The organism is Algoriphagus sp. (assembly GCF_029254265.1).
In the GTDB taxonomy this organism is placed as follows: domain Bacteria; phylum Bacteroidota; class Bacteroidia; order Cytophagales; family Cyclobacteriaceae; genus Algoriphagus.
The window spans coordinates 175,822-197,839 of the sequence record NZ_JAQWXX010000073.1 but is presented as its reverse complement, the minus strand read 5'-3'; the positions used below and the strand labels follow the sequence as shown (position 1 = coordinate 197,839).

The following is a 22,018-nucleotide window of genomic DNA, read 5'->3' as shown; positions in this document are numbered from 1 at the left end:
AACTTATTTATTGTCGCCAAATTTTGGCGTTTACTTTCTGTTTTTGTTTAGGTAACAGCGATAAAAGGCTCCTTTATGTTGCTGATATCTTTTATAGGTCATCAAATGGAGATTTAATATTCATAATTGATTTAATGGATACATGCGTATAGATTTCGGTAGTCTTGCTGCTTTTGTGACCTAACAATTCTTGAATATACCGAAGGTCTGTGCCACTTTCCAATAAATGAGTAGCATAACTGTGACGAAGCCAATGAAGAGTAGGCTTTTGTTTGATGTTGGCTTTAGTTACTGCCTGGTTCATCACGTTTTCAAGACTTTTACCCGAATAGGCTTTCCCCGCTACTTGTCCCTCAAACAAATAAACCTTTGGCTTTTCATACTGGTAGTATTCTCGAAGTAAGCTCACTAGCTTTTCACTGATCGGCACCATCCGGTCTTTCTTTCCTTTTCCTTGATTTACGCGAAGCATTCCCCGAGTGGAATCAATATCCTGTGGCTTCAAATTCAGCAGTTCTGATCTCCTCAGCCCACACGCATAGATAAGCGAAAGCATCGCTCGGTGTTTGATGTTTTGATGGGATTCCAGGATTGCTTTCACTTCCTCTTTCGATAATACATGTGGTAATAGTCTTGGGTTTTTTGGACGTTCTATAGCCACTGGTTCCAGTTTTCGCTTTAGTCTGTTCGAAAAGTACAGCTTCACGGCATTGATCACCAAGGATTGAAATGAAGCAGAATAATTTCTACTAATGATATAATCTTTATGAAAGGATTCCAAATCAGCATTGGTGATTTCTTCCGGATTTTTGTTGCCGGTAAATCGCAAAAACAAACTCAGGCTCTGCACATAATTTTTGATGGTCGATTCCGAATAGCGCCTGTTTCGCATCCAGTCCTGAAATTTAGAAATTTCCAACTGCGTAGCAGGATCAATAGCTGGGAGTGAAGCATGTGCCGGCTCGGGCATTTTCACCTTTTTGAAGTCGGAATAGTCCAGCCAAGCTTTTCCCTGAAAGACAGGTAAGAGTTGAGAAATAACATCTTCGGAATAGGGGATAATCCATGCTTTTTGCTGGATAGACCAAGACCAGGATGGAAGGGTTTTCACCAGATCAATCAGTGTCTGATCAAAAGGAAAGGATAAAAGGACCACTGGCCTCTTTCTGATTTCGCCGTTTCGAATAAAAACTGTTTTCATGATTGATCCTTAAAAAGTTTCCTAAAGTATGTAAAAAGCAGTTCAAAAAAAATCCCTCAGATTGCTCCAAGGGATTTGTAAGTATTCGAAGTTCTGAATAGTGATGTTTACCCCAAGCACTTGTAGTAACGGTATCTCTATTCTCTTAATCTCTAATCTCAAACTTATAATGACGAATGCCGAATATCGAAGTTTAAGAAGCATGAGCCTCAACCCAAACCCTCGCATTCACAAAAGCTTCCATCCACGGCGTAAAATCATCGTTTCGATCCATCGGATAATGCGCCCAGTTCCAAGGCTTCAGGCTTCGCTCTATATGTGGCATAATCGCCAAGTGACGTCCATCGGCTGAGGCGATACCTGCTGTGGCATGATCAGAACCATTTGGATTGCCCGGATAGGCTTCGTAGCTGTATTTCATCGCGAAGTTGTATTCGCTTTCTGCTTGAGGAAGTGAGAATTTTCCTTCCCCGTGCGCCAGCCAAACACCCAAACGCTGTCCACTCAAAGAACCGAGCATCACAGAGCTGTTTTCCGGAATAGTCACATTCACAAAAGCAGATTCAAACTTATGGCTTTCATTGTGGAGCATTTTCGGTTTTTCTGCATGATCAGGAGTCACCAAGCCTAGCTCAATCATCAATTGACAACCGTTGCAGACACCGAGACTCAAGGTATCAGGTCTTGCATAGAAGTTGTCCAATGCTTGCTTTGCTTTTGGATTGTACAGGAATGCCCCGGCCCAGCCTTTGGCAGAACCTAATACATCCGAGTTGGAGAAGCCACCTACGAAGACAATCATTTGTACGTCTTCCAGATTTTCACGACCAGCGATCAGGTCGGTCATGTGCACATCTTTCACTTCAAATCCTGCCAACCAAAGGGAATAAGCCATCTCACGATCGCCATTTACGCCCTTTTCCCGGATAATTGCTGCCTTCGCTTTTCCTTTTTTCGTACGGAAAGGATCAAGTCCAGCTGCCTCAAAACTTCCCTTCCAACCTTCAGCAAAAGAATAGGAAAGCGGCTGGTTTTTATAATTATCAAATCGAGCTTTTGCTAGTCTTTCACCACTTTGCTTGCGGTCAAGCAGATAGGAAGATTGATACCAAACGTCTCGCAGCTCTGCTACATTAAGGCTTAGATTTTTTCCTTCGAAAGTCAAAACGCCGGAATCAGTAACGGTAGCCAGCTCCACGTAATCTACATCTGCCTCGACAAGTAAACTTTCTACGGCATTGTCATCAGCTACTTGAACCAGGATTCCCGGATTCTCCGCGAAAAGTGCTTTTACTAAATCAGTTTCTTCCAATCGATCCAGCTTGACATCCAATCCGATCTGAGTAGAAGGGAAGCACATTTCCAATAATGCAGTGATCATTCCACCCGAAGAAATATCGTGTCCAGCCAATATCCAAGTCTGATCGATCAGATCCTGAACGGCCATAAAGGCTTTTGCGAAATAAGCAGCATCACTTACAGTTGGAGTTTCAGTACCCACTTTATTCAAGGTCTGATAGAAGCTAGAACCGGCAAGCTTGAAACTGTCTTTAGAAAAATCAATGTACAAGATTTTGCTGCCTGCGATTGGTTTCAAAGCAGTTTTCACAGTTTTCTTCACATCGCTGCATTCGCCGACGGTGGAGATGATTACTGTTCCTGGAGAGTAAACTACTTTACCATCCGGATACTTTTGAGTCATGGAGAGTGAATCTTTTCCTGTTGGGATATTCACGCCCAATTCGATAGCAAACTGTGAAACAGCTTCCACAGCTCTATACAAACGATCATTTTCACCTTCATTTTTCGCTGGCCACATCCAGTTGGCAGAAAGGGAAATTCCCGCCAAGCCATCTTGAATCGGTGAAAAAACCAAGTTGGTCATTGCTTCAGCGATTGCCAATCGGCTACCTGCCTCAGGATCTGCCAAAGCCGCAACCGGTGCATGACCTATGGAAGTTGCGATTCCTTTATTTCCGGTGAAATCTAAAGCCATTACCGCCACATCATTAAGAGGCAATTGGATTTCTCCTACGGTTTGCTGGGTAGCTACACGGCCAGTTACGGAGCGATCGACTTTATTGGTCAACCAGTCCTTGCAGGCCACTGCCTCCAACTGTAGTACTTCACGGATATAGCCGAGAATCAATTCAGGATTGTAGTTTGCTTCCGCAAAGTTTGAATGAGAAGTCTGATCTTCCAGCACTGTCTTTGGCGATGAGCCAAACATGTAGGATAGATTCCAATCGACCGCTTTTTCCCCGGTTTTTTGATTTTCAAATTTGAAATGCATGTCCCCGGTCGTCTCACCCACCACATAGAATGGCGCGCGTTCACGATCAGAGATTTGATGCAGCATGTCTACGTCTTTTTTACCGACTACCAATCCCATTCGCTCCTGAGACTCATTTCCTACAATTTCTTTGGCAGAAAGCGTAGGGTCGCCTACAGGAAGTTGGTCGATATGAATCGTACCTCCGGTGCTTTCCACCAATTCAGAAAGACAGTTCAAATGTCCACCTGCACCGTGATCATGAATAGAGATGATCGGGTTATTATCGCTCTCAGCCATGGCACGGATCACATTGGAAACTCGCTTTTGCATTTCTGGATTCGAGCGCTGGATCGCATTGAGTTCGATCGCGTTGGAAAGTTCGCCGGTATTCAAGGATGAAACAGCAGAACCGCCCATTCCGATTCGGTAGTTATCACCACCCATGATCACGATCTGATCACCGGCTTTTGGTTCTTTTTTCTTGGTGTATTTGGCATTGGTAAAACCAACGCCGCCAGCTAGCATGATAACTTTATCGAAGCCATGCTGCTTTCCGTTTTCCTCATGCTCAAATGTCAAAACTGATCCACAGATAAGCGGTTGACCGAATTTGTTTCCAAAATCCGAAGCTCCATTGGAAGCCTTGATCAGGATATCCATTGGGGTTTGATACAACCAAGGTCTAGGCGCAAGATTGGATTCCCAGCTTCTGCCTTCAGCAGATCTTGCATAGGAGGTCATGTAGACTGCTGTTCCAGCTAAAGGAATGGAGGCAGTTCCGCCAGCCATACGGTCTCGGATTTCCCCACCTCCACCTGTTGCAGCTCCGTTAAACGGCTCTACTGTGGTTGGGAAGTTGTGAGTTTCTGCTTTTAGGGAAATGACCGTGTCAATCTCCCGAGTTTCGAAAAAGTCTGCCTTATCAGCAGTTTTTGGAGCAAATTGTTGTGCTTTCGGTCCATCCACGAAAGCCACGTTGTCTTTGTAAGCCGAAGCAATCCGATTAGGATGTGCTTTGGAAGTTTCTTTGATAAGTTGGAAAAGTGTTTTTGGCTTTTCTTCTCCGTCAATGATGAATGTACCATTGAAGATTTTGTGCCGGCAATGCTCTGAATTCACCTGAGAGAATCCAAATACTTCGGAATCTGTCAAAGGTCGCTCAAGCTGTTTAGATACGTTTTCTAAGTAATCTACTTCTTCCTGACTCAGCGCCAGACCTTCTGCTTTATTGTAAGCAGCAATATCTGTGATCGCCTTGATAGGCTCAGGCTGTAGGTGAATATCGAAGATTTCCTGGTCCAAACCCTCATAGCTTTTTTGAAGCATCGGGTCAATTTCATCACCCTCTTTCATTGGGAAAAATTCCTCGATCCGCTGAATTCCATGAATCCCCATGTTTTGGGTGATTTCCACGGCGTTTGTCGACCACGGCGTGATCATTTCTTTCCGTGGTCCAGAAAACATTCCTGAGACCGAATTTCCTGAAAGTGGCTTTGCTTCTGCAAAGAGCCAAATCAGTTTTTGGATGTCTTCAGGTGCTAAAGGTTGAGGAGTTTGAACTGCGTAAACGAGTTGCTGAGGGGATTCAAAGAAGAAAATCATGTCCTTTGGATGGTAAGGTGCAAAGGTAAGGAATTGAGAATTTAGAAGGAAATGGAAATGTTATTAGAAATTCGATTGAAATAGACCTTCCTGTGGTAGTTGAAATAGGATAGAAATACACCTCGCTTCGCTTGGGGAAATAAAATAGAAATACATCTCGCTACGCTCGATGAAATAGTATTTCGCGAAGCCTATTTCGCCGAAGGCTTATTTCAGCGAAGCTGTATTTCCTGAAAAGCTATTTCGATATATACGTTACCGTTTCTTCTATCAATTGCCCATGCCCAACCGGCAAGGTGATTAATTCGAGGTGGGGGATTTTCGAGCTGAAGCGTTTTAGGTTTTCGCCTTTGATCATTTTATCAAATTCTCCTATATATAATGTGATTGGAGTTTTTCGGTTTCTAATCTCTGTAATGATTGTGCCTAGTTGTGGTTGGAATCCACCGAAGACCCGCCAAGTCAAATAAACCTGCGCTCGCTTGGATCGGGTTTTCATCTCGTTTTTTACGAATTTGGTTAAGCTACTTTCCACTAAACCGACCTGTTCCAGATTTTCTATAATTTTGAAAAAACGGTTTGGTTTGAAAATTACACTTCGGAAAGACTGGTGCAAAAAACTCGGGTAACTGTTAAGACTGTACCAAAGGCCTGTTTTGATTCCATCAGGTGCCAATAATTTAAGACTCTTTACTTTTTCTGGAAGGAGTTCATAGGTAATCAAAGAAAATTTTCCTCCCATACTATACCCGATCAAGTGGAACTCCGCGAATTCTTCTTTCCTCATCAGCTCGCAAATTATTTCCTTCCAAATCGATTTGCTTAAAGTGAGATTAGGGTCTCTCCAAGCACTACGACCATGATAGAAGACATCAATGAAAATGAATTTCCTATGTTCATTAAGTAAGGATTCGAATGGAAGCATATCCTCGTGACTTTGACCAAAGCCATGAAAAATTAAAAAAATATCATTTCCATCACCTTTAGTGGCGTAAGCAAGTTTTCCCCATTTCGTTTTTAGGAAATTCATCTGGATTAATAAAATTTCATTTGGTAGTCAATAAAATGTCGAAATTAACTAAATATTTTTATTTCAAACACAACACAATATTTCGAATTAGGGGCGAAATATCCGAAAACGATCAGTTTCTAATATTAAATAGATGCTAACTCAGAATAAAATTTCTTAAAAAACTTCAGAAACTTTGAACCTTCTCAAAGTTTCCATAGTTTTGACCTCGAATTTAAGAGAATTTTGAGATGAGAGAAAGGATTTTAGAGTTAGCCGGAGAGCAATTTACCCGATTTGGTGTCAGGACTGTCACGATGGAGGATATTGCAAGGCTTGCTGGAATTTCCAAAAAGACGATTTACCAGGAGTTTAAGGATAAGAAAGATTTGGTAAAAGAAGCTTTCAAGCTTATTCTAGAAAGAGACAAAGAACAGCTTCAATTTATTGTTGACTCAGAGGATCGAGTGATTGAGCACTTGGTGAAATCTTCACAAACCATGCGGGAGCGTTTAGAGCATATGAATCCAATCGCAATTCTGGAAGTTCAGAAATATTTTCCTGATGCTTGGGCTGAATTTGAATCTTTCAAAGAGGATTTTGTATTGAAAGACATATATAATGTAATAGAGCGCGGGAAGACCTTAGGCTATTTTCGCCCCGAAATAGATTCCATGATTCTAGCACGGCTTCGTGTAAACCAAGTTTCCTCAGTATTCGACTCGGGTATGCAAGGTCGGACAGGGCTTGAAGTTTTAAATATGCAGCTGGAGCTTATGGACCATTTTCTACATGGGATTTTTACAGAAAAAGGAAGGTTAGCATACAATCAGAAAAAAGAAATTACCAACTAATATGAGTTCATTTAAAAACCTAATTGTAGCAGTTTTATTGATTGCTGCTATTCGCCAACCAGTATCAGCCCAAGAAGTGGTACAGCTCAATCTAAAGCAAGCTTTGGAATATGCTTTGGAAAATAATGTAGATGCGAAAAATGCGAGACTCGAATTATTGATCGCAGAGACTACTGTAAAAGAAGAATTGTCGAAAGGTCTTCCTCAACTCAACGGTTCTTTCAATTTGAATTACAATCCTGAAATTCAGGTCATCTTTCTTCCCAATGAACCTCCTTTTGGAGATCCTACTATTGATTCAGATGTGATTCCGGCACGATTCGGGGTCAGCTATCAATCAGGTTTGGGAGTGACTGCCAGCCAGATGATTTTCGACGGTTCATTCTTCGTAGGATTGAGAGCATCCAAAACCCTTCGCGAGCTGACCGAATACGATCGAATCAAAACCGAAAATGATGTGCTTCTGACTGTAAAGAAGGCCTATTTTGGAGTTTTGGTAAATAAAGAGCGGATTAAATTGGCCCAGGCAAACCTTTCCCGGATCGATTCACTTTTGCAGGAAACCAAAGTGCTTAATGAAGCAGGTTTTACCGAAAAGATTGATGTTTCTAGAATTCAGGTTCAGAGAAATAATACCTACACCCAAGTGGAGCGAAGTCGGACTGCTTATGAAATCAGCAAGCAATTGCTGAAAATTCAGATGGGACTTCCTAGAGAATATGACATTATGATCACCGAAACATTGGCAGAATTGAACCCTGAGGAACAACTCACTCAATTGTTGACAATGGAGGGAATGCCTCGTGTAGAGGTCAATCAGCTAGATAAAAATCTAGAATTGGTGGGTTTGGATTTGAGAAATAATACCGTGCAATACATGCCGAAGATTACATTCAATGCCAACTATCAGCGCTCTGGTGCAGGGAATACCTTTGGACAGGTTTACGATTCTAAGAATTGGTTCAGCAGCTCCTTGTTAGGGGTTTCAATGCAAATCCCAATTTTTGACGGGTTTTTAAAGAGTTCTCGAATCCAACGAAATAGAATCCAACAGGATCAGTTGGAGAATCAACGCTTGTTTTTGGATGACAACATAGAATTGGAAATCTATCAGGCAAGAACCAACCTCAAGAATGATTTAAATATTCTCGCGGTACAAAGAGAAAACATGGCATTGGCTCAGGAAGTCTATGACATATCTAAAATCAAATACAACGAAGGTGTAGGATCAAACTTGGAAGTTGTAGATGCTGATGCTGCCTTAATCGAATCAGAAATCAATTATTTATCAGCGCTTTACGACGGCCTTATTGCAAAAGTTGACTTAGAAAAAGCTCTTGGAATATTAAAATTTGGAATTGAAAATTAAACCAACTATTCCTTACACAAAAAGGAATTTTACCAACATATTATTTACAAATCTATGAAATTATTAGTTAGATTTTTGCCCTTATTAGCACTTTCCCTTTTGGCAGTTTCCTGTGCAAAAGATGAAAGTCTTGAAGCAAAGAAAGCAGAACTTCAGTCGCTCAAGCAGCAATTGAATGAGATTAATACTTCTATCAAGAGTTTGGAGACGGAGATTTCAACACTTGATCCTGAGTTTGCAAAGCAGAATAGAAAGTCTATTCTAATCACTACAGCTTCTGCCAGAAAAGGTAGGTTTGAGCATTATGTGGAGGTGACAGGTTCGGTTCTTTCTAAAAAGAATGTGAGTATCAGTGCTGAAACTATCGGAAGAATCCTCACCGTTCCTGCTGTAGAAGGAATGAGAGTTGAAAAAGGATCAGTTCTAGCAACTATAGACTCTGAGTCCACTCAGAGAAATATCGATGAGCTTCAAAATTCCTTGTCCTTAGCAAAAACTTTATTTGAAAAGCAAGAGCGGCTCTGGAAACAGCAGATCGGTACCGAGGTACAATACCTAGAGGCAAAAAACAGAGTGGAAGGATTAGAGAGAAGCCTTGCATCCTTAAAAACTCAATTAGATAAGGCAGTAATCCGAGCTCCTTTTTCAGGAACTATCGAAACTGTAAATGTCAGACTAGGAGAGTTAGTACAGCCTGGTGCCCAGATGTTTCAATTTGTAGGTGTAAGTGATTTATTTATTGAAGCGGATATTTCCGAGTCTTATGTTGGAGTATTGGGTAAAGGTGATTCTGTAGACGTTAGTTTTCCTTCGATTAATGAGGAATTGAAGACCAAAGTATCTTCAGTTGGTGCCATCATAAATCCAAATAACAGGACTTTCAAAGTCGAAGTATTTTTACCAAATATTTCAGGTGTAAAGCCAAATATGATCTCAGTATTAAAGATTCAGGATTATGAGTCGAATAGTGCGGTGATTATCCCAAGTCATTTGATATTGAGTGACAATAGAGGTGATTATGTGTTCACGGTGGTGGATGGAATAGCGAAAAAGACCTATGTGAAAAGAGGGAAAACCTTCAATCAGGAAACTGAGATTTTAAATGGTTTGGAAGGTACCGAAATTCTGGTAGATAAGGGCTTCAGAGAAGTTGGAGATAATTTTAGCGTGAACATAGCTCAACAGTAAATCATGGCAGATCAACAAAATAAAAGTAAATCCAGAGAATTTGGGCTGTCGAGCCTGAGCGTGGATAATTCCACCTCGGTGGTAATCCTTACCCTAATCATCAGTGTATTGGGGCTGGGAGCATACCGATCGATGCCAAAAGAAAGTTTCCCGGAAATTGTTATCCCTACGGTCTATGTAGGTACTCCTTATCCCGGCAATTCGCCGGTGGATATGGAGAATTTGATCACCAGACCGATTGAAAAGGAACTGAAATCCATCAATAATGTCAAGGATATCAAATCTACTTCTGTTCAGGATTTTTCGTCCATTGTAGTCGAATTTAATCCTGGTGTTGAAATCGCAAAGGCGATTCAGGATGTGAAGGATGCGGTGGACAAGTCGAAGAGTGAGTTGCCAACAGATTTGGATCAGGATCCAAATGTGTTAGAGATCAATACTTCGGATTTTCCAATTATGAATGTGAATATTTCGGGTAATTACTCGGAGGCCGAGCTCAAGAAGTTTGGGGAATATTTGGAAGATGAAATTGAAAAACTTCCTGAAATCTCAAAGGCGGATTTAGCTGGAACCGTAGAGCGAGAAATTCAGATCAATGTTGACCCTTACAAAATGGAGTCTGTTGGGGTGAGTTTTGGTGATATCTCAGGAGCTATTCAATCAGAGAATGTGACAATTTCTGGAGGTAATATTCGGTCCGGAGACTTTCGACGAACACTCCGGGTTGATGGTGAATTCACAGATCCCTCAGAATTGCTTGATGTAATCGTAAAAACTGACAATCAGAAAATCGTTTATCTCCGTGATGTAGCTACGATAAATGATACCTACAAGGAGAGATCAAGCTACGCTAGAAGTAAAAATTTACCGGTAGTAACCATTAACGTGGTGAAGCGAAGTGGAGAGAACTTGTTGAATGCATCCGATAAGATTAAAGAAATCATTCAAAAGACTCAAGCGAATCGATTCCCACCTGACTTGGAAATCAGTATTACAAACGATCAGTCAAAAAAGACAAGATCGCAGGTAAGCGATCTGGAAAACTCGATCATCTTTGGTGTGATTCTGGTAGTTTTAGTTTTGATGTTCTTCTTGGGATTCCGTAATGCACTTTTCGTAGGTACAGCGATTCCTTTGTCCATGTTTATTTCATTCCTCATTCTCAATGCTTTTGGGATCACACTAAACTTGATGGTGTTATTCTCCCTAATTCTGGCTTTGGGTATGCTTGTCGATAACGGAATTGTGGTGGTGGAAAATATTTACCGACTAATGTCGGAGGGTAAGTCCGCGATTCAAGCCGCAAAAGAAGGAGTAGGAGAAGTAGCTTGGCCGATCATTACATCGACCGCGACTACTTTGGCTGCTTTCTTACCTTTGGCTTTCTGGGAGGATACTGTGGGAGAATTCATGAAGTTCTTACCGATTACGCTAATAATCGTTCTTTCTTCTTCACTTTTTGTGGCTTTGGTAATCAACCCAGTGTTGACTGCCCTTTATATGAAAGTTGAAGATGTTACCAAAGTGAAACCGAAACAAAAACCGATCATTGTTTCCGGTATTTTCTTGATACTATCGGCTATACTCTATTTGTTGGGTTGGACAGCCATGGGATCTTTGTCCTTGATCGCTTCCGTACTCACTCTCTTTAATGTGTTTTTACTTCGGGGAGCGATTCGCTGGTTTCAGACTGTTTTCTTGGTAAAACTTGAAAATCTATACGGATCAACTTTGTCTTTTGCTTTGGAAGGTAAAAGACCTTATGCATTCTTTGGGGGAACTGTACTTTTACTAGTCTTTTCGGTCGTGTTGTTGGGAGTTAGATCTCCAAAAGTTCTTTTCTTCCCGGATAATCAGCCTCAGTTGGTCAATGTGTTTGTGGAATTCCCAATCGGTACAGATATCGAAGCTACGAATGAGTTTGTAGATAAGATGGAAGATGAAGTGATGGTTACTTTAGAGCCCTATCAAAACATTATTGAATCTGTAATCTCACAAGTGGGTGAGGGGACGGGTGATCCTACTGAAGGACCAAGTAATCAGGCAACTCCTCATAAAGCTAAAATCACTATTGGATTCGTCGATTACATAGATCGACAAGGGATCAACACAAATGGTGCTATGGAATTGATTCGGGATATGGCTGAGCAATACCCTGGAGTTCTGATTACAGTGGATAAGCAAAGGGATGGTCCTCCAGTAGGAAAGGCAGTAAATATTGAATTTGTAGGAGAAGACTACGATCAGTTAATCGCCTACGTCAATCAAACAAAGGAATACTTAGAGGATTTGAATATTGCCGGAATTGAGGAATATAAAACAGATTTGTCTCTTGGAAACCCAGAGCTGATCATGGATATCGATCGGGAAAAGGCAAGAAGATTTGGACTGTCGACTTCACAAATTGCGCAAGACCTTAGAACTGCCTTGTTTGGTTTGGAAGTGTCTAAATTCAAAGAGGGAGAAGATGACTACCCAATTCAGTTGAGATTGGATGAGGATTATCGGTATGATATCAACACTCTGGTTAACAAGAAAATTGGATTTAGGGATAAGTTTGGTACAAAACGAGAGGTTCCGATTTCTGCAGTTGCTGATATACAATATGGATCTACGTATGGATCAGTAAAGCGTAAAGACCTGGAGAAAGCGGTAACAGTATTCTCAAATGTACTTGATGGTTATAATGCGACAGAAATCAATCAGCAAATTCAAATCGCTATGAATAATTACGAGGTGCCTGATGGTATCTCTGTGAAATATACCGGAGAGCAAGAAGAACAGGCTAAGTCTATGGAGTTTCTAATCGGAGCTTTGGGAATTGCCGTTTCTCTTATCTTCTTGATCATAGTTGCACAATTCAATTCAGTGACAACTCCATTTATTATTATGGCATCTGTTGTTTTAAGTACGATTGGTGTTTTTCTTGGATTGGTTGCATTTAACATGGATTTCGTAGTGATCATGACTGGTATAGGAATTATATCTCTAGCAGGAGTGGTAGTGAACAATGCCATTGTATTAATTGATTATACTAATTTGGTTCGAGAGCGAAAGAGGGATGAGTTGGGAATCAAGCAAAATGAATATCTAAACTATTCGGATCTTGTAGGGAGTATAGTAGAGTCTGGGAAAACAAGACTTCGTCCAGTGCTTTTAACTGCGATCACCACAGTACTTGGATTAGTCCCTCTTGCAATCGGTATGAATATCAATTTTGGTTCACTATTAAGTTCTTTTGATCCTCAATTTTATGTTGGTGGAGATAATGCAAATTTCTGGGGGCCGATGGCTTGGACTGTGATATTTGGTTTAACCTTTGCGACTTTAATTACGTTAGTGATTGTACCGGTTATGTATTTGATGGCGGACAAGCTTAATATGTCAATTCGCCAGTTCAGAGCAAAATCGAATTAAGGTTGGTGGTTTTTTTTATGAAACCTTCGGGACGATGTCTCGAAGGTTTTTTGTTTTAATTACAAGTTGTAAATCTTAGAGAAAGGAGCTAGATTTTGTAGTTTCGTCCTCCGAAAATTGAAGAAAATAGAAGATGGAAGAATTGAAATGGTACGTGATGTACACCGCTTCTAGGTCAGAGAAGAAAGTTGCTGAGCGATTGAAAGAAAGAGGGGTGGAGGTTTACCTTCCAATCGTAGAAGAATTACGTCAGTGGTCAGATAGAAAAAAGAAAGTTCAAAAGGCGCTTTTTAATGGTTATGTTTTTGTCAAAACCCGAAGGAACGAACTTTGGGAGTGTCTTCAAGTTCCTGGAGCTGTCAAGTTTGTTCACTTTGCAGGGACACATGCAACAGTGAGGGATGAAGTGCTTGATATGATCAAGCGTATCGTAGAAACTGGCGTAGCGATTGAAACCGATGGTTCAGAAATCGAACCAGGCGAAAAAGTGAAAGTTATCGGTGGGCCACTTCAAAATATGACTGGAGAGGTCATTGAAAAAGGAAATAAAGATTATTTCATGATTCGAATTCCGGGAATTCACCAGAACATGTTAATAAACCTTCCTAGAAAGTTCCTAGAGGTTATTTTGAAGCCAAACCCCTAATTTTATTGTTACTTAATTTTCCTGGATTTTCCCTTTGGATCTTTTGATCCTCTGAATCTCGCCGGAGTCCAATTTTTTTTCGATGATAATCCGATTTTTAATCTGAGGAGCGTTTTTCAGTTCCTTTCGTTCAAAGATTCGATTTTCATAAATTAATGGGGCAGATTTAATTTTGCTTAAGGAATCTACGATTTCAACAAAGTTCAACTCTTCAATAGGGTTATTCGAAGGGTTATTAAGAGAATCTGAAAAAAGTGTCAAAGTAAAATCTCCAAGATCCGCCTGCCAAAGCTCCTCAAGTGTTTCTGGACTTACTTTGAAAATACCGACCTCTGTCACAATTTCCCCGCTTGGTACAATTGATTCAAGGCTCATAGCAATCATTACATTTTGATTATTTTCTAGCCCCTTGGGGAATTCCATGCTGATATTTGGATTTAGTTCTTCAAAATTAGAGTCGGGCGAACTAGTATTATCTACTGAAACAAAATCTGGAGAAGATGAATCATAGGATGGGAAAAAGAAAAATGCAATCAAAATAATCCCAGCTAGCGAAGCTGCATAAGGTAATATCTTTTTAAAGATACTTTTGCCTCCTGCTTTTGGTATAGAGGGAGATGGTGAGCTAACTGTAGGTTTAGAAAAAGAAGTAGGAGTGTTTTTCGGGATAGGTAAGTCTCCAATTTTTGATTCCATTTTAACTTCTTCTGACCCGGAGTATTCGAATGAAAATTCTGGAGGACTTAAGTTGCTTTCAGCAGTCTCATATTTGGCAAGAGCCTTAGGGACATTTGCTGCTGTTTTTACATTACGTTCGAGTACAATGTCTTTTTTCCGCTCTTTACCTAGAATTATTTGAATCAAGGTGACTCTCAAAATCAGGATGAAATCACCTGCTACTAAAGGTTTGACATCAAAGAGCCATTCGGTAAAGTCATCGCTAAGAATAAACTGTTCCTCATTATTTAGAGCTTTTATTTCGAAATTGCTACCTGATTGTCCTTCATTCAAACTTACTTGCATGATTTCTCCCAATCGAATAGATTCGATGACTTGCTCCTCTTCAGGGATCTTTAGTCCTTCTTTCAGTAAGATTTCTTCCCAAGCAAGCCTGACTGTGCACCTAGTCCAAGAGAGAACCTGCATCGTTCCTGGAATATGATACAAGACTTTCCCTTCTTTTCGGCTCGAAGTTGGAGCAGGAGTTTCTGTTGTATCAGAAACAGAGGATTTAAGAGCTTCAATTAATGGCTGGTAAGATTTGCTCCTCATGATTTCAATACTCAGCGTATTCATATTACTGAGTGTTCCTGCTAATTCATCAATGGCAGTTCTGATTTCAGCAAAAAGATTAATCTCGGTTTGAATTGTATTGATTTTTTCAAGACTATCCAACTCTTTAGCACTGGCATTCAGGTCTTTTAACTTTTTATCCCAATATTTTAAGTAGCTAAGTATTCCCAATCCATCATAGATAGCAGCATCGGGCAAAACGATAGGGAAAATCCGATCTAAAAATGATCCTCTCTTAGCAACCTCCATCAACTCAAACATGCAGTTTTTAGATTTGAGGTATTTGTCGCTGATAATCAAAACTACAAAATCCCCTTTGCCTATCTGCTCCATAAACTCCCGAATCAGTCCTTTAAAACCAAGGTTATTTTTATCTCTGATCAGGTCGATTTGATTGGATTTTAGTATTGCCTCTAACTCATTTGCGACTTGTTCGCTTTCTCCTCCCCAAGCATATGAAATAAAAACTTGTTGCAAGCCCATTTTAAATAGAAGTCTTTGATAATTAAGTTACCGCTCTTTTGTCAGAATATCAAAAAATGAAAAAACCAACCATTTACGGTTGGTTTGGATTTGGCAGGTCGAATAAGTCTAATCTCTACTTTTTGGAATAAAGTACCTCCGGTAAACGATTTGAGCTTGGGCTAAATGATCTCCGTATCGATTGAATCCTATATTGCCATCAAGATTGTCAGTAAAAGTAAAAAACATAGTGCCCTCTCCTGCAATATCTGAATATGGCCCAATCCTATAGCTCAATCCTGCTCTCACGGGAATATAGGCTGTGGTTATCTGCTCTTTGGTAGGTACTTCATTTTCGCTAAATGATTTCGTCTGCTTGGTGCTGACATTCATCACTCCGATTCCAAAACCTCCGTAAAGATTCCATCTGCTTCTATTCATGTGATTGGCAAATGGGACTACATTCATGCTTGGCATCAGGTCAAAATAGAAACCTTGACCTACTGCTGTATAAGAAGAAAAATTAGCAAACCAATTGTCAGTTACTGAAGTGCTTGGATTTCCTCCACTTGAAATCCATTGCACCCCTGCTGTGGCCCGAAGGTCAAATCTCGTATTCAAGCGTTTAATTATGGAAGCTGAGATAGATGGCTTAATCTCAAAATTACTAGCCCGATATTGTCCACCATTATCCATGTAGGCAAAAGATGGCCCGACACCAATGCTAAAAATATTATCTCTGGAAATCCGCTCTTTGTAAAAATTTTGCCCATAAATAAGAGGGCTTAATCCAAAGAAAAAGAGCGTAAATGTGATTTTAATTAGTGTCGACATATCAAAGTAGCCTGATGAATTCTTGATTCAGGACGGGATTAAGATGTGAATTTGGCAACAAATATGCCAATCAGCCCTGCCCGGATATAGTTTAAACAGAGAAATGTCAAAATTAGTATTTGGGGCTTTTGTGAATTATGCCCCTTCAAAAGCTTTTAAAATATCTTCCTCTGTGGATTTGAGTTTTGCCTTACAGCTTTTTACAAGTTCAGAAGCTTCTTTTACAAGTTCAGATAGCTCATCCACACTCTTTTTCCCTTCTTCCAGTTGACTCAGAATCAGCTCCAGCCGATTCATGGCTTCATCGTATTTTAGATTGTTCATTTTGATTCTATTTTGGTGATGGTACTCTCTATTTTTTGCTTTTGTGAATAAGTGAGTAGTTTTTCCCCAACCTTTAATTTGGCCAAGTCTACAGGAACACCTTCAACTTCGGATCTTGTGTAACCGCGTTTGAAAATTGATTTTGGATCGAGTTGATTCAAAGTGATGGATTTGGATTGTAATTCCTGTTCTTGAGTTCGGACAAACTGTAGCATCCCCTTCAAGATCGACTTTTCCAGACTTACCAGATTATTTTCAGCTATTCGGATCTTATTTCTGCTAGAAGAAATCAATCGCTCAGCCTTGGATTTTAATTTTTCAGATTCAAGTTTGATTCGGCTATCTCCCGTAGCTTTCACTTGATGACTAAGTTGATTCAATTTGGCTTCAGTATTTTTCAACTGAAATCGAGTGGATCTATCTAATCGAGTTAATGCAAGATTCAGGTTTTCCTCAAATTCTCTAAAGCTTGCCAATAGAAATTCAGCTACTGCGGTAGGTGTTTTCAGTTGCGTATGAGCTGTAAGATCGGCAATTGATTGATCTCGCTCATGGCCAATTCCCGTCAGGACTGGGATTGGAAATCTGGCTATTGCTACAGCTAACCTGTAATCATCAAAGCAATCTAAATCCAGTTGTGCACCACCGCCACGGATAATGACTACTGCATCAGGTTTGAGTTGATCCAAATCCGCGAATATGGATTTTAAACTATTTATCAAACTGATCACCGCTTCATTTCCTTGCATCATGCTTGGATATAGCTTGTGATAGATTTGATAGTTATCCGGATTTGATTCGATTTGATTGATGAAGTCCCCATATCCTGCGGCTGTGGGGCTACTGATAATTGCAATTTTTTGAATTACAGGTGGTAATTCATGTCTCGCATTGAGTCGGATTAATCCCTCTACCGTAAGTCGATCAATCGTTTCCTGTCGGATTCTGGCACGCTCGCCCAATGAAAAAGAGGGGTCAATATCCTTCACATTGACACTTAATCCATAAAGTGGGTGAAAATTCACAGCAACCTGTGCCAATACTTTCATCCCATTTTTGATACCACTACCGGTTATTGATTCAAACCTTGCCGCAACGGTTCGGTAAGTAAATTGCCAAAGATTGGCTTTGATTTTTGCCAGAACTTGATTCCCCTGCTTCTCTACCAGTTCGAAATAGGCATGCCCTTGTGGCGCCTGTCTAAAATCCGAGATCTCACCCACCACCCAATAAACCGGATCAAGTTCACTTTCCAGCGTCGCTTGAATGAGTTGATTGAGTTCTAAAATGGATTTTGGAGTCATAATCAGTTCATGCTATCTAATTCAGCCTTGATTCTCGAGTTTAAGCTTTCGGTGGCGCGAAGCATGGGAAGACGCACCTGATCTCCACAGATTCCAAGATGCTTGAGTAGGTTTTTTATTCCAACTGGATTTCCTTCCTGATACATCAATTCATTCAGTTTAATCAAAGAGAATGCTGCCTTCAATTGACTCTCATGCTCTGCATGGCAAAGTGTTTGGAAAGTTTCAGGCAGGGCATTCGCCAAAACAGAAATAATTCCTGAACCCCCAATGCTGAGCATAGCCTTGGTCATCAAATCATCTCCTGAAATCAATAAAAAGTCCTTCGGCATTTCACTGGCGATCCGCATACACTGCTCCAAATTGCCACTTGCTTCTTTCATCCCAATAATATTGGAATGCTGCGCTAGAGTCAGCGTAGTTTCGGCTGTCATATTAGACATCGTCCGTCCTGGAATATTATATAGAATCACCGGTACTGGAGAGGCATCTGCTACAGCTTGAAAATGTGCAATAATTCCAGCCTGTGAAGGTTTGTTGTAATAAGGACTTACTGAAAGGATAGCTGTGATTCCGTCAAAGTCTGTCGCTTTGATCTCTTCTACCACAGCATGGGTATTATTTCCCCCGATTCCATAGACGACAGGAACTCGATTGGCATTAAACTCTAAGCATTTTCCTAATACTTCCTTTTTTTCGGAGCTACTCAATGTCACTGTTTCACCTGTAGTTCCCAGTACCACTAAATAATCCACTCCACCAGCGATCACGAAATCGATGAGGCGTTTCAAGCCTGCGAAATCTATCGAATAGTCTTCATTAAATGGGGTTACTAGTGCTACTCCTGTACCTTTGAGTTGATTCATGGATGGTTAAAGTTTGAGGCCTCAAAGATACGGTTCTGATTTCAAATGCAATTCCGTTTATCCTAAAATTGGGGAATGAAAGGTTTAAACCCAGAAAATGAAATCAAAGTCTCTCATTGGTTGTCCCCATTGATCATCTTTAAAAATTCCTCCTCCGAAATCAGTGGCACTCCAATCTTTTGAGCTTTTTCTTTTTTACTTGGTCCCATTTCTTCTCCCTCGATTATAAAATCGAGATTTTTAGATACCGAAGAAATGTATTGCCCACCATGAGCTTTTACAGTATCAATGATCTCATCTCTTTTAAAATGATTCAATTTTCCGCTGGCTAGAATTCGCTTTCCGGCCAAAGAATTCCCCAAGATGGTCGACTCTTTTTCGGCTATTTCAAGATTCAATCCATGAGACTTGAGTCGATCGATTATTTTCAGGTTTTCTGGCTGCGCAAAAAAGTAGTGAATACTTGTGACCAGGATTTCTCCAATTCCGTTGATTTCAAGTAATTCCTCGCTACTTGCCTCTTTTAATTTGTCAATACTTCCAAAGTGATTGGCTAGGAGTTGAGCGGTATTCTCCCCGATATTCCGAATTCCGATTCCAAAAAGCACTTTCTCAAAGGGTTGTTTTTTGGAAGCCGCAATACCTTCCATGATGTTTTTCACGACACCCTCTTGAAAAGTATTTGCTTTTAACTTTTTGATTCGCTCTGTCAGCTGATCGGATAGCTCCAAATTCAATTTTAGCAAAATCCCGTGAATCGTTCCTTCGTTTTTGCTAGCTTCAAGAATAGTCTCGAAATCTACTTTTCTTCCTAAGAAAATTTCCAGAACAACTGCAACGGGCACATAATCTTCGAGTTTTGGAAGTTGGTGATCTTTGAGGCTTGCTATTAAAAAATCAACCATTCCAATATTAGAAGGCACTTTTTTCTTCCATTTCCGAATCTGTTCTTGGAATGCTCTCAAAGTTTCATTTAAGGGCAGCGCAGCATTCTCGTTTAAGAAATCTTGGATTTGCTTGAATGAAATCTGTTCCGTTAAAGCAAAAAGTGCCTTTTCCAACGAAATATAGAGAAGACCTTCTCCTTCCAATTCATATTGGTCATGAGACATTTCCAAACCCAATAATTCGGCTTTTTTTTCTTCCAGATCATAGATATCAGCAGGGTTAGAGATGAATTCCTGATCGATTAATGCTCTAATCCGCTCGGTACCCATGGAGTCGATGTCCATAGCTCTTTTGGATACAAAGTGCTCGATTCTCCCTAAAACCTGAGGAGGACACTCTGAAGCATTGGGACAGTAATGTTTGGCTTCACTTTCTTTTCGTTCCAGTAAAGTGCCGCATTCTGGGCAATGTGTGATATAAGAAATTGGTTTGGCTCCGGGCTTCCGGAGTGCTTCATCTACTCCAGTGATTTTAGGAATGATCTCACCTCCTTTTTCCACATGAACAAAATCACCTTCATAAAGCCCCAATCGCTCGATTTCATTCGCATTGTGAAGTGAGGCGCGCTTTACAGTCGTTCCTGCTAAGCTTACCGGAGAAAGGTTCGCAACCGGGGTTATGGCACCAGTACGTCCTACTTGGTAAGTGATCGAGAGTAATTCGGTTTCGGCACTTTCTGCTTTGTATTTGTAAGCGATTGCCCATCGTGGGTTTTTTGCAGTGAATCCCAATTCCTCCCGCTGATTGTAGCTGTTGATTTTCAATACAACTCCATCTGTATCAAGTGGAAGTGTGAACCTCTTTTCTCTCCAATCCTCAATGTATTGAATTACATCCTGAATAGAGCTAGTCTTGCGGTAAGTAGGGGAGACATTGAAGCCCCATCTTTCGATTAGGTGAATAGCTTCCTCATGGGTTTGCACCGTGTCAACTCCGAGAAGTTGATAGAAATAGCAATTCAATCTTCGCTTTGCGACGATGGAGGAATCTTGCATTTTTAGGGTGCCGGAAGCTGCATTTCTTGGATTAGCGAGTAATGCTTCTCCGTTTTCTTCACGCTGTTGATTGATTTTTTGGAATTGGGAATGGGGGAGAAAAATCTCTCCTCGTACTTCAAAGTTTTCGGGAATTCCAGGTCCTTTTACAGTCAGAGGAATATTTCGAATGGTTTTTACATTTTCTGTCACATCATCACCCTTGTAACCGTCACCTCTCGTTACAGCCCTGGCAAGTGTGCCGTTTTCATAAACGAGACTGATCGCCACTCCATCAAACTTCATTTCGCAGAAGTACTCATAGTCAGTTCTTCCAAGACCTTTTTGCACCCGCTCATCGAAAGCGATTAATTCTTCAATCGTATAGGTATTTCCTAAGGAAAGCATTTTGGTGGTATGCTCCACCGTCTTAAAATCTTTCGTAATCGTACCGCCAACCCGCTGACTCGGACTATCTGACTTTAATAAATCCGGAAATTGATTTTCCAACTGAATCAATTCTTCCAAAAGCTGATCGAACTTAAAATCAGATATTTCGGGATTACTTTCTTGATAGTAGCGGAAATTATGATAGTTGATCTGCTCAGAGAGTTGGGCGATTCTTTGTTCAGCTTCGGTACGAGTCATTCTTTTCTTGGAAAAATTTGAGGAGTAAAAGTACATTTTGAAAAGCCAAAGAACAATTCAATTCTAGTGGAGATTCTTATGGTGTCAGATACTTTTGAACTAGTTGTATTGGTTATATTTGAAGTCAGTTTCCTAATCTATGAGTAAGAAAACAGTAAACGAGCGAAGTATTTTGGAGTCAGCCTATTCCCTTTTTTTGAAAAAAGGCTATCGTCATACTACTATGGATGATATTGCGCTGTCTCTGGCTATGAGCAAAAAGACACTTTACAAATACTATCCTGGAAAATTGGAATTACTTTCTGCTTCTTTTGAAATCTTAAAGACCAAAATGACAGCAAAAGTGGAGGCAATCTTAGAAAATAAATACATTCCTTTTCCTCTTAAGCTAAAGTCCACACTTACAGTAATCGCTACCCATTTAGCACCAATCAATCCTGAGCTCTTTGAAGACCTGAGGGAATATGCTCCTGAAGTATGGGAAGAACTACGAGTTTATATCAATGAATCCGCCTATATCCGTTTTCAAAAATTGATCAAGCAGGGTGTTGATCAAGGATTGGTAAACCCGAGGATTAATATCAGTCTGATGGTGATGCTCTATGCAGCAGCTGTTCAGTCACTTTTGGACCCCAAATTCATTGGTCAATTTCCAGAAGATATCACCGGTCAAATTAATCTCAGTCCTTCGGAGATCTATGATCAGGCAATTAGTATAATTTACAATGGAATCCTGACCGAAGAGGCGAGAAACGAATTTGTCAATGCCTGAGGCCTCCTTTGGCTGATTTCCCTATCTTTGCG

Annotated in this window: 15 protein-coding genes; 6 read left to right on the top strand and 9 right to left on the bottom strand. The window is 40.4% G+C overall.

Annotated features, from left to right (window positions below; genetic code table 11):
• Positions 1–91: 91 nt before the first annotated feature.
• The 3 genes from P8O16_RS11070 to P8O16_RS11060 form a co-directional block, all read right to left on the bottom strand.
• On the bottom strand, positions 92–1,201 hold the full coding sequence (locus P8O16_RS11070; RefSeq protein ID WP_300314595.1) for a site-specific integrase: 1,110 nt from the start codon (positions 1,199–1,201) through the stop codon (positions 92–94).
• A 193-nt stretch (positions 1,202–1,394) separates the two neighbouring features.
• On the bottom strand, positions 1,395–5,078 hold the full coding sequence (gene purL / locus P8O16_RS11065; RefSeq protein ID WP_300314592.1) for a phosphoribosylformylglycinamidine synthase: 3,684 nt from the start codon (positions 5,076–5,078) through the stop codon (positions 1,395–1,397).
• A 238-nt stretch (positions 5,079–5,316) separates the two neighbouring features.
• A complete protein-coding gene (locus P8O16_RS11060) occupies positions 5,317–6,108 on the bottom strand; it encodes an alpha/beta hydrolase (protein WP_300314590.1) in 792 nt (263 codons plus the stop codon).
• Positions 6,109–6,338: 230 nt separating this feature from the next.
• Here P8O16_RS11060 and P8O16_RS11055 point away from each other — a divergent pair, with 230 nt between their 5' ends.
• The 5 genes from P8O16_RS11055 to P8O16_RS11035 all read left to right on the top strand — a co-directional run bounded on the left by P8O16_RS11055 (position 6,339) and on the right by P8O16_RS11035 (position 13,561).
• A complete protein-coding gene (locus P8O16_RS11055; RefSeq protein ID WP_300314587.1) occupies positions 6,339–6,941 on the top strand; it encodes a TetR/AcrR family transcriptional regulator in 603 nt (200 codons plus the stop codon).
• A 1-nt stretch (position 6,942) separates the two neighbouring features.
• Positions 6,943–8,310, top strand: a complete 1,368-nt coding sequence (locus P8O16_RS11050; protein WP_300314584.1) for a TolC family protein — start codon at positions 6,943–6,945, stop codon at positions 8,308–8,310.
• A gap of 54 nt (positions 8,311–8,364) precedes the next feature.
• Positions 8,365–9,498 (top strand): efflux RND transporter periplasmic adaptor subunit, encoded by a 1,134-nt coding sequence (locus tag P8O16_RS11045; RefSeq protein WP_300314582.1) that lies wholly within the window; start codon positions 8,365–8,367, stop codon positions 9,496–9,498.
• A 3-nt stretch (positions 9,499–9,501) separates the two neighbouring features.
• The gene (locus P8O16_RS11040; RefSeq protein WP_300314580.1) at positions 9,502–12,915 is read left to right on the top strand and encodes an efflux RND transporter permease subunit; all 3,414 of its coding nucleotides are present in this window, start codon (positions 9,502–9,504) and stop codon (positions 12,913–12,915) included.
• A gap of 133 nt (positions 12,916–13,048) precedes the next feature.
• Positions 13,049–13,561, top strand: a complete 513-nt coding sequence (locus P8O16_RS11035; protein WP_300314577.1) for a UpxY family transcription antiterminator — start codon at positions 13,049–13,051, stop codon at positions 13,559–13,561.
• A gap of 12 nt (positions 13,562–13,573) precedes the next feature.
• On the opposite strand, the gene P8O16_RS11030 is transcribed toward P8O16_RS11035, so the two are convergent.
• From P8O16_RS11030 to ligA, 6 genes are all read right to left on the bottom strand, one after another.
• Complete coding sequence (locus P8O16_RS11030; RefSeq protein ID WP_300314574.1) at positions 13,574–15,337, bottom strand: toll/interleukin-1 receptor domain-containing protein; 1,764 nt, start codon at positions 15,335–15,337, stop codon at positions 13,574–13,576.
• 108 nt (positions 15,338–15,445) lie between these two features.
• Positions 15,446–16,150, bottom strand: coding sequence for a hypothetical protein (locus P8O16_RS11025; RefSeq protein ID WP_300314572.1), 705 nt, complete (start codon positions 16,148–16,150; stop codon positions 15,446–15,448).
• A gap of 135 nt (positions 16,151–16,285) precedes the next feature.
• Positions 16,286–16,474 (bottom strand): exodeoxyribonuclease VII small subunit, encoded by a 189-nt coding sequence (gene xseB / locus P8O16_RS11020; protein WP_300314569.1) that lies wholly within the window; start codon positions 16,472–16,474, stop codon positions 16,286–16,288.
• A complete protein-coding gene (xseA, locus tag P8O16_RS11015; RefSeq protein WP_300314567.1) occupies positions 16,471–17,778 on the bottom strand; it encodes an exodeoxyribonuclease VII large subunit in 1,308 nt (435 codons plus the stop codon). Before xseA ends, xseB begins: the two co-directional genes overlap by 4 nt.
• A 2-nt stretch (positions 17,779–17,780) precedes the next feature.
• Entirely contained in the window at positions 17,781–18,644 is an 864-nt protein-coding gene (dapA, locus tag P8O16_RS11010) for a 4-hydroxy-tetrahydrodipicolinate synthase (RefSeq protein ID WP_300314564.1), read from the bottom strand.
• Positions 18,645–18,757: 113 nt separating this feature from the next.
• Positions 18,758–21,214, bottom strand: coding sequence for an NAD-dependent DNA ligase LigA (ligA, locus tag P8O16_RS11005; protein WP_300314562.1), 2,457 nt, complete (start codon positions 21,212–21,214; stop codon positions 18,758–18,760).
• Between the two features lie 139 nt (positions 21,215–21,353).
• Between ligA and P8O16_RS11000 the strand changes: the two genes are divergently transcribed.
• Positions 21,354–21,986 carry a TetR/AcrR family transcriptional regulator gene (locus P8O16_RS11000; protein ID WP_300314559.1) on the top strand — a complete coding sequence of 211 codons (633 nt, stop codon included), beginning with the start codon at positions 21,354–21,356 and terminating at the stop codon, positions 21,984–21,986.
• Positions 21,987–22,018: the final 32 nt, after the last annotated feature.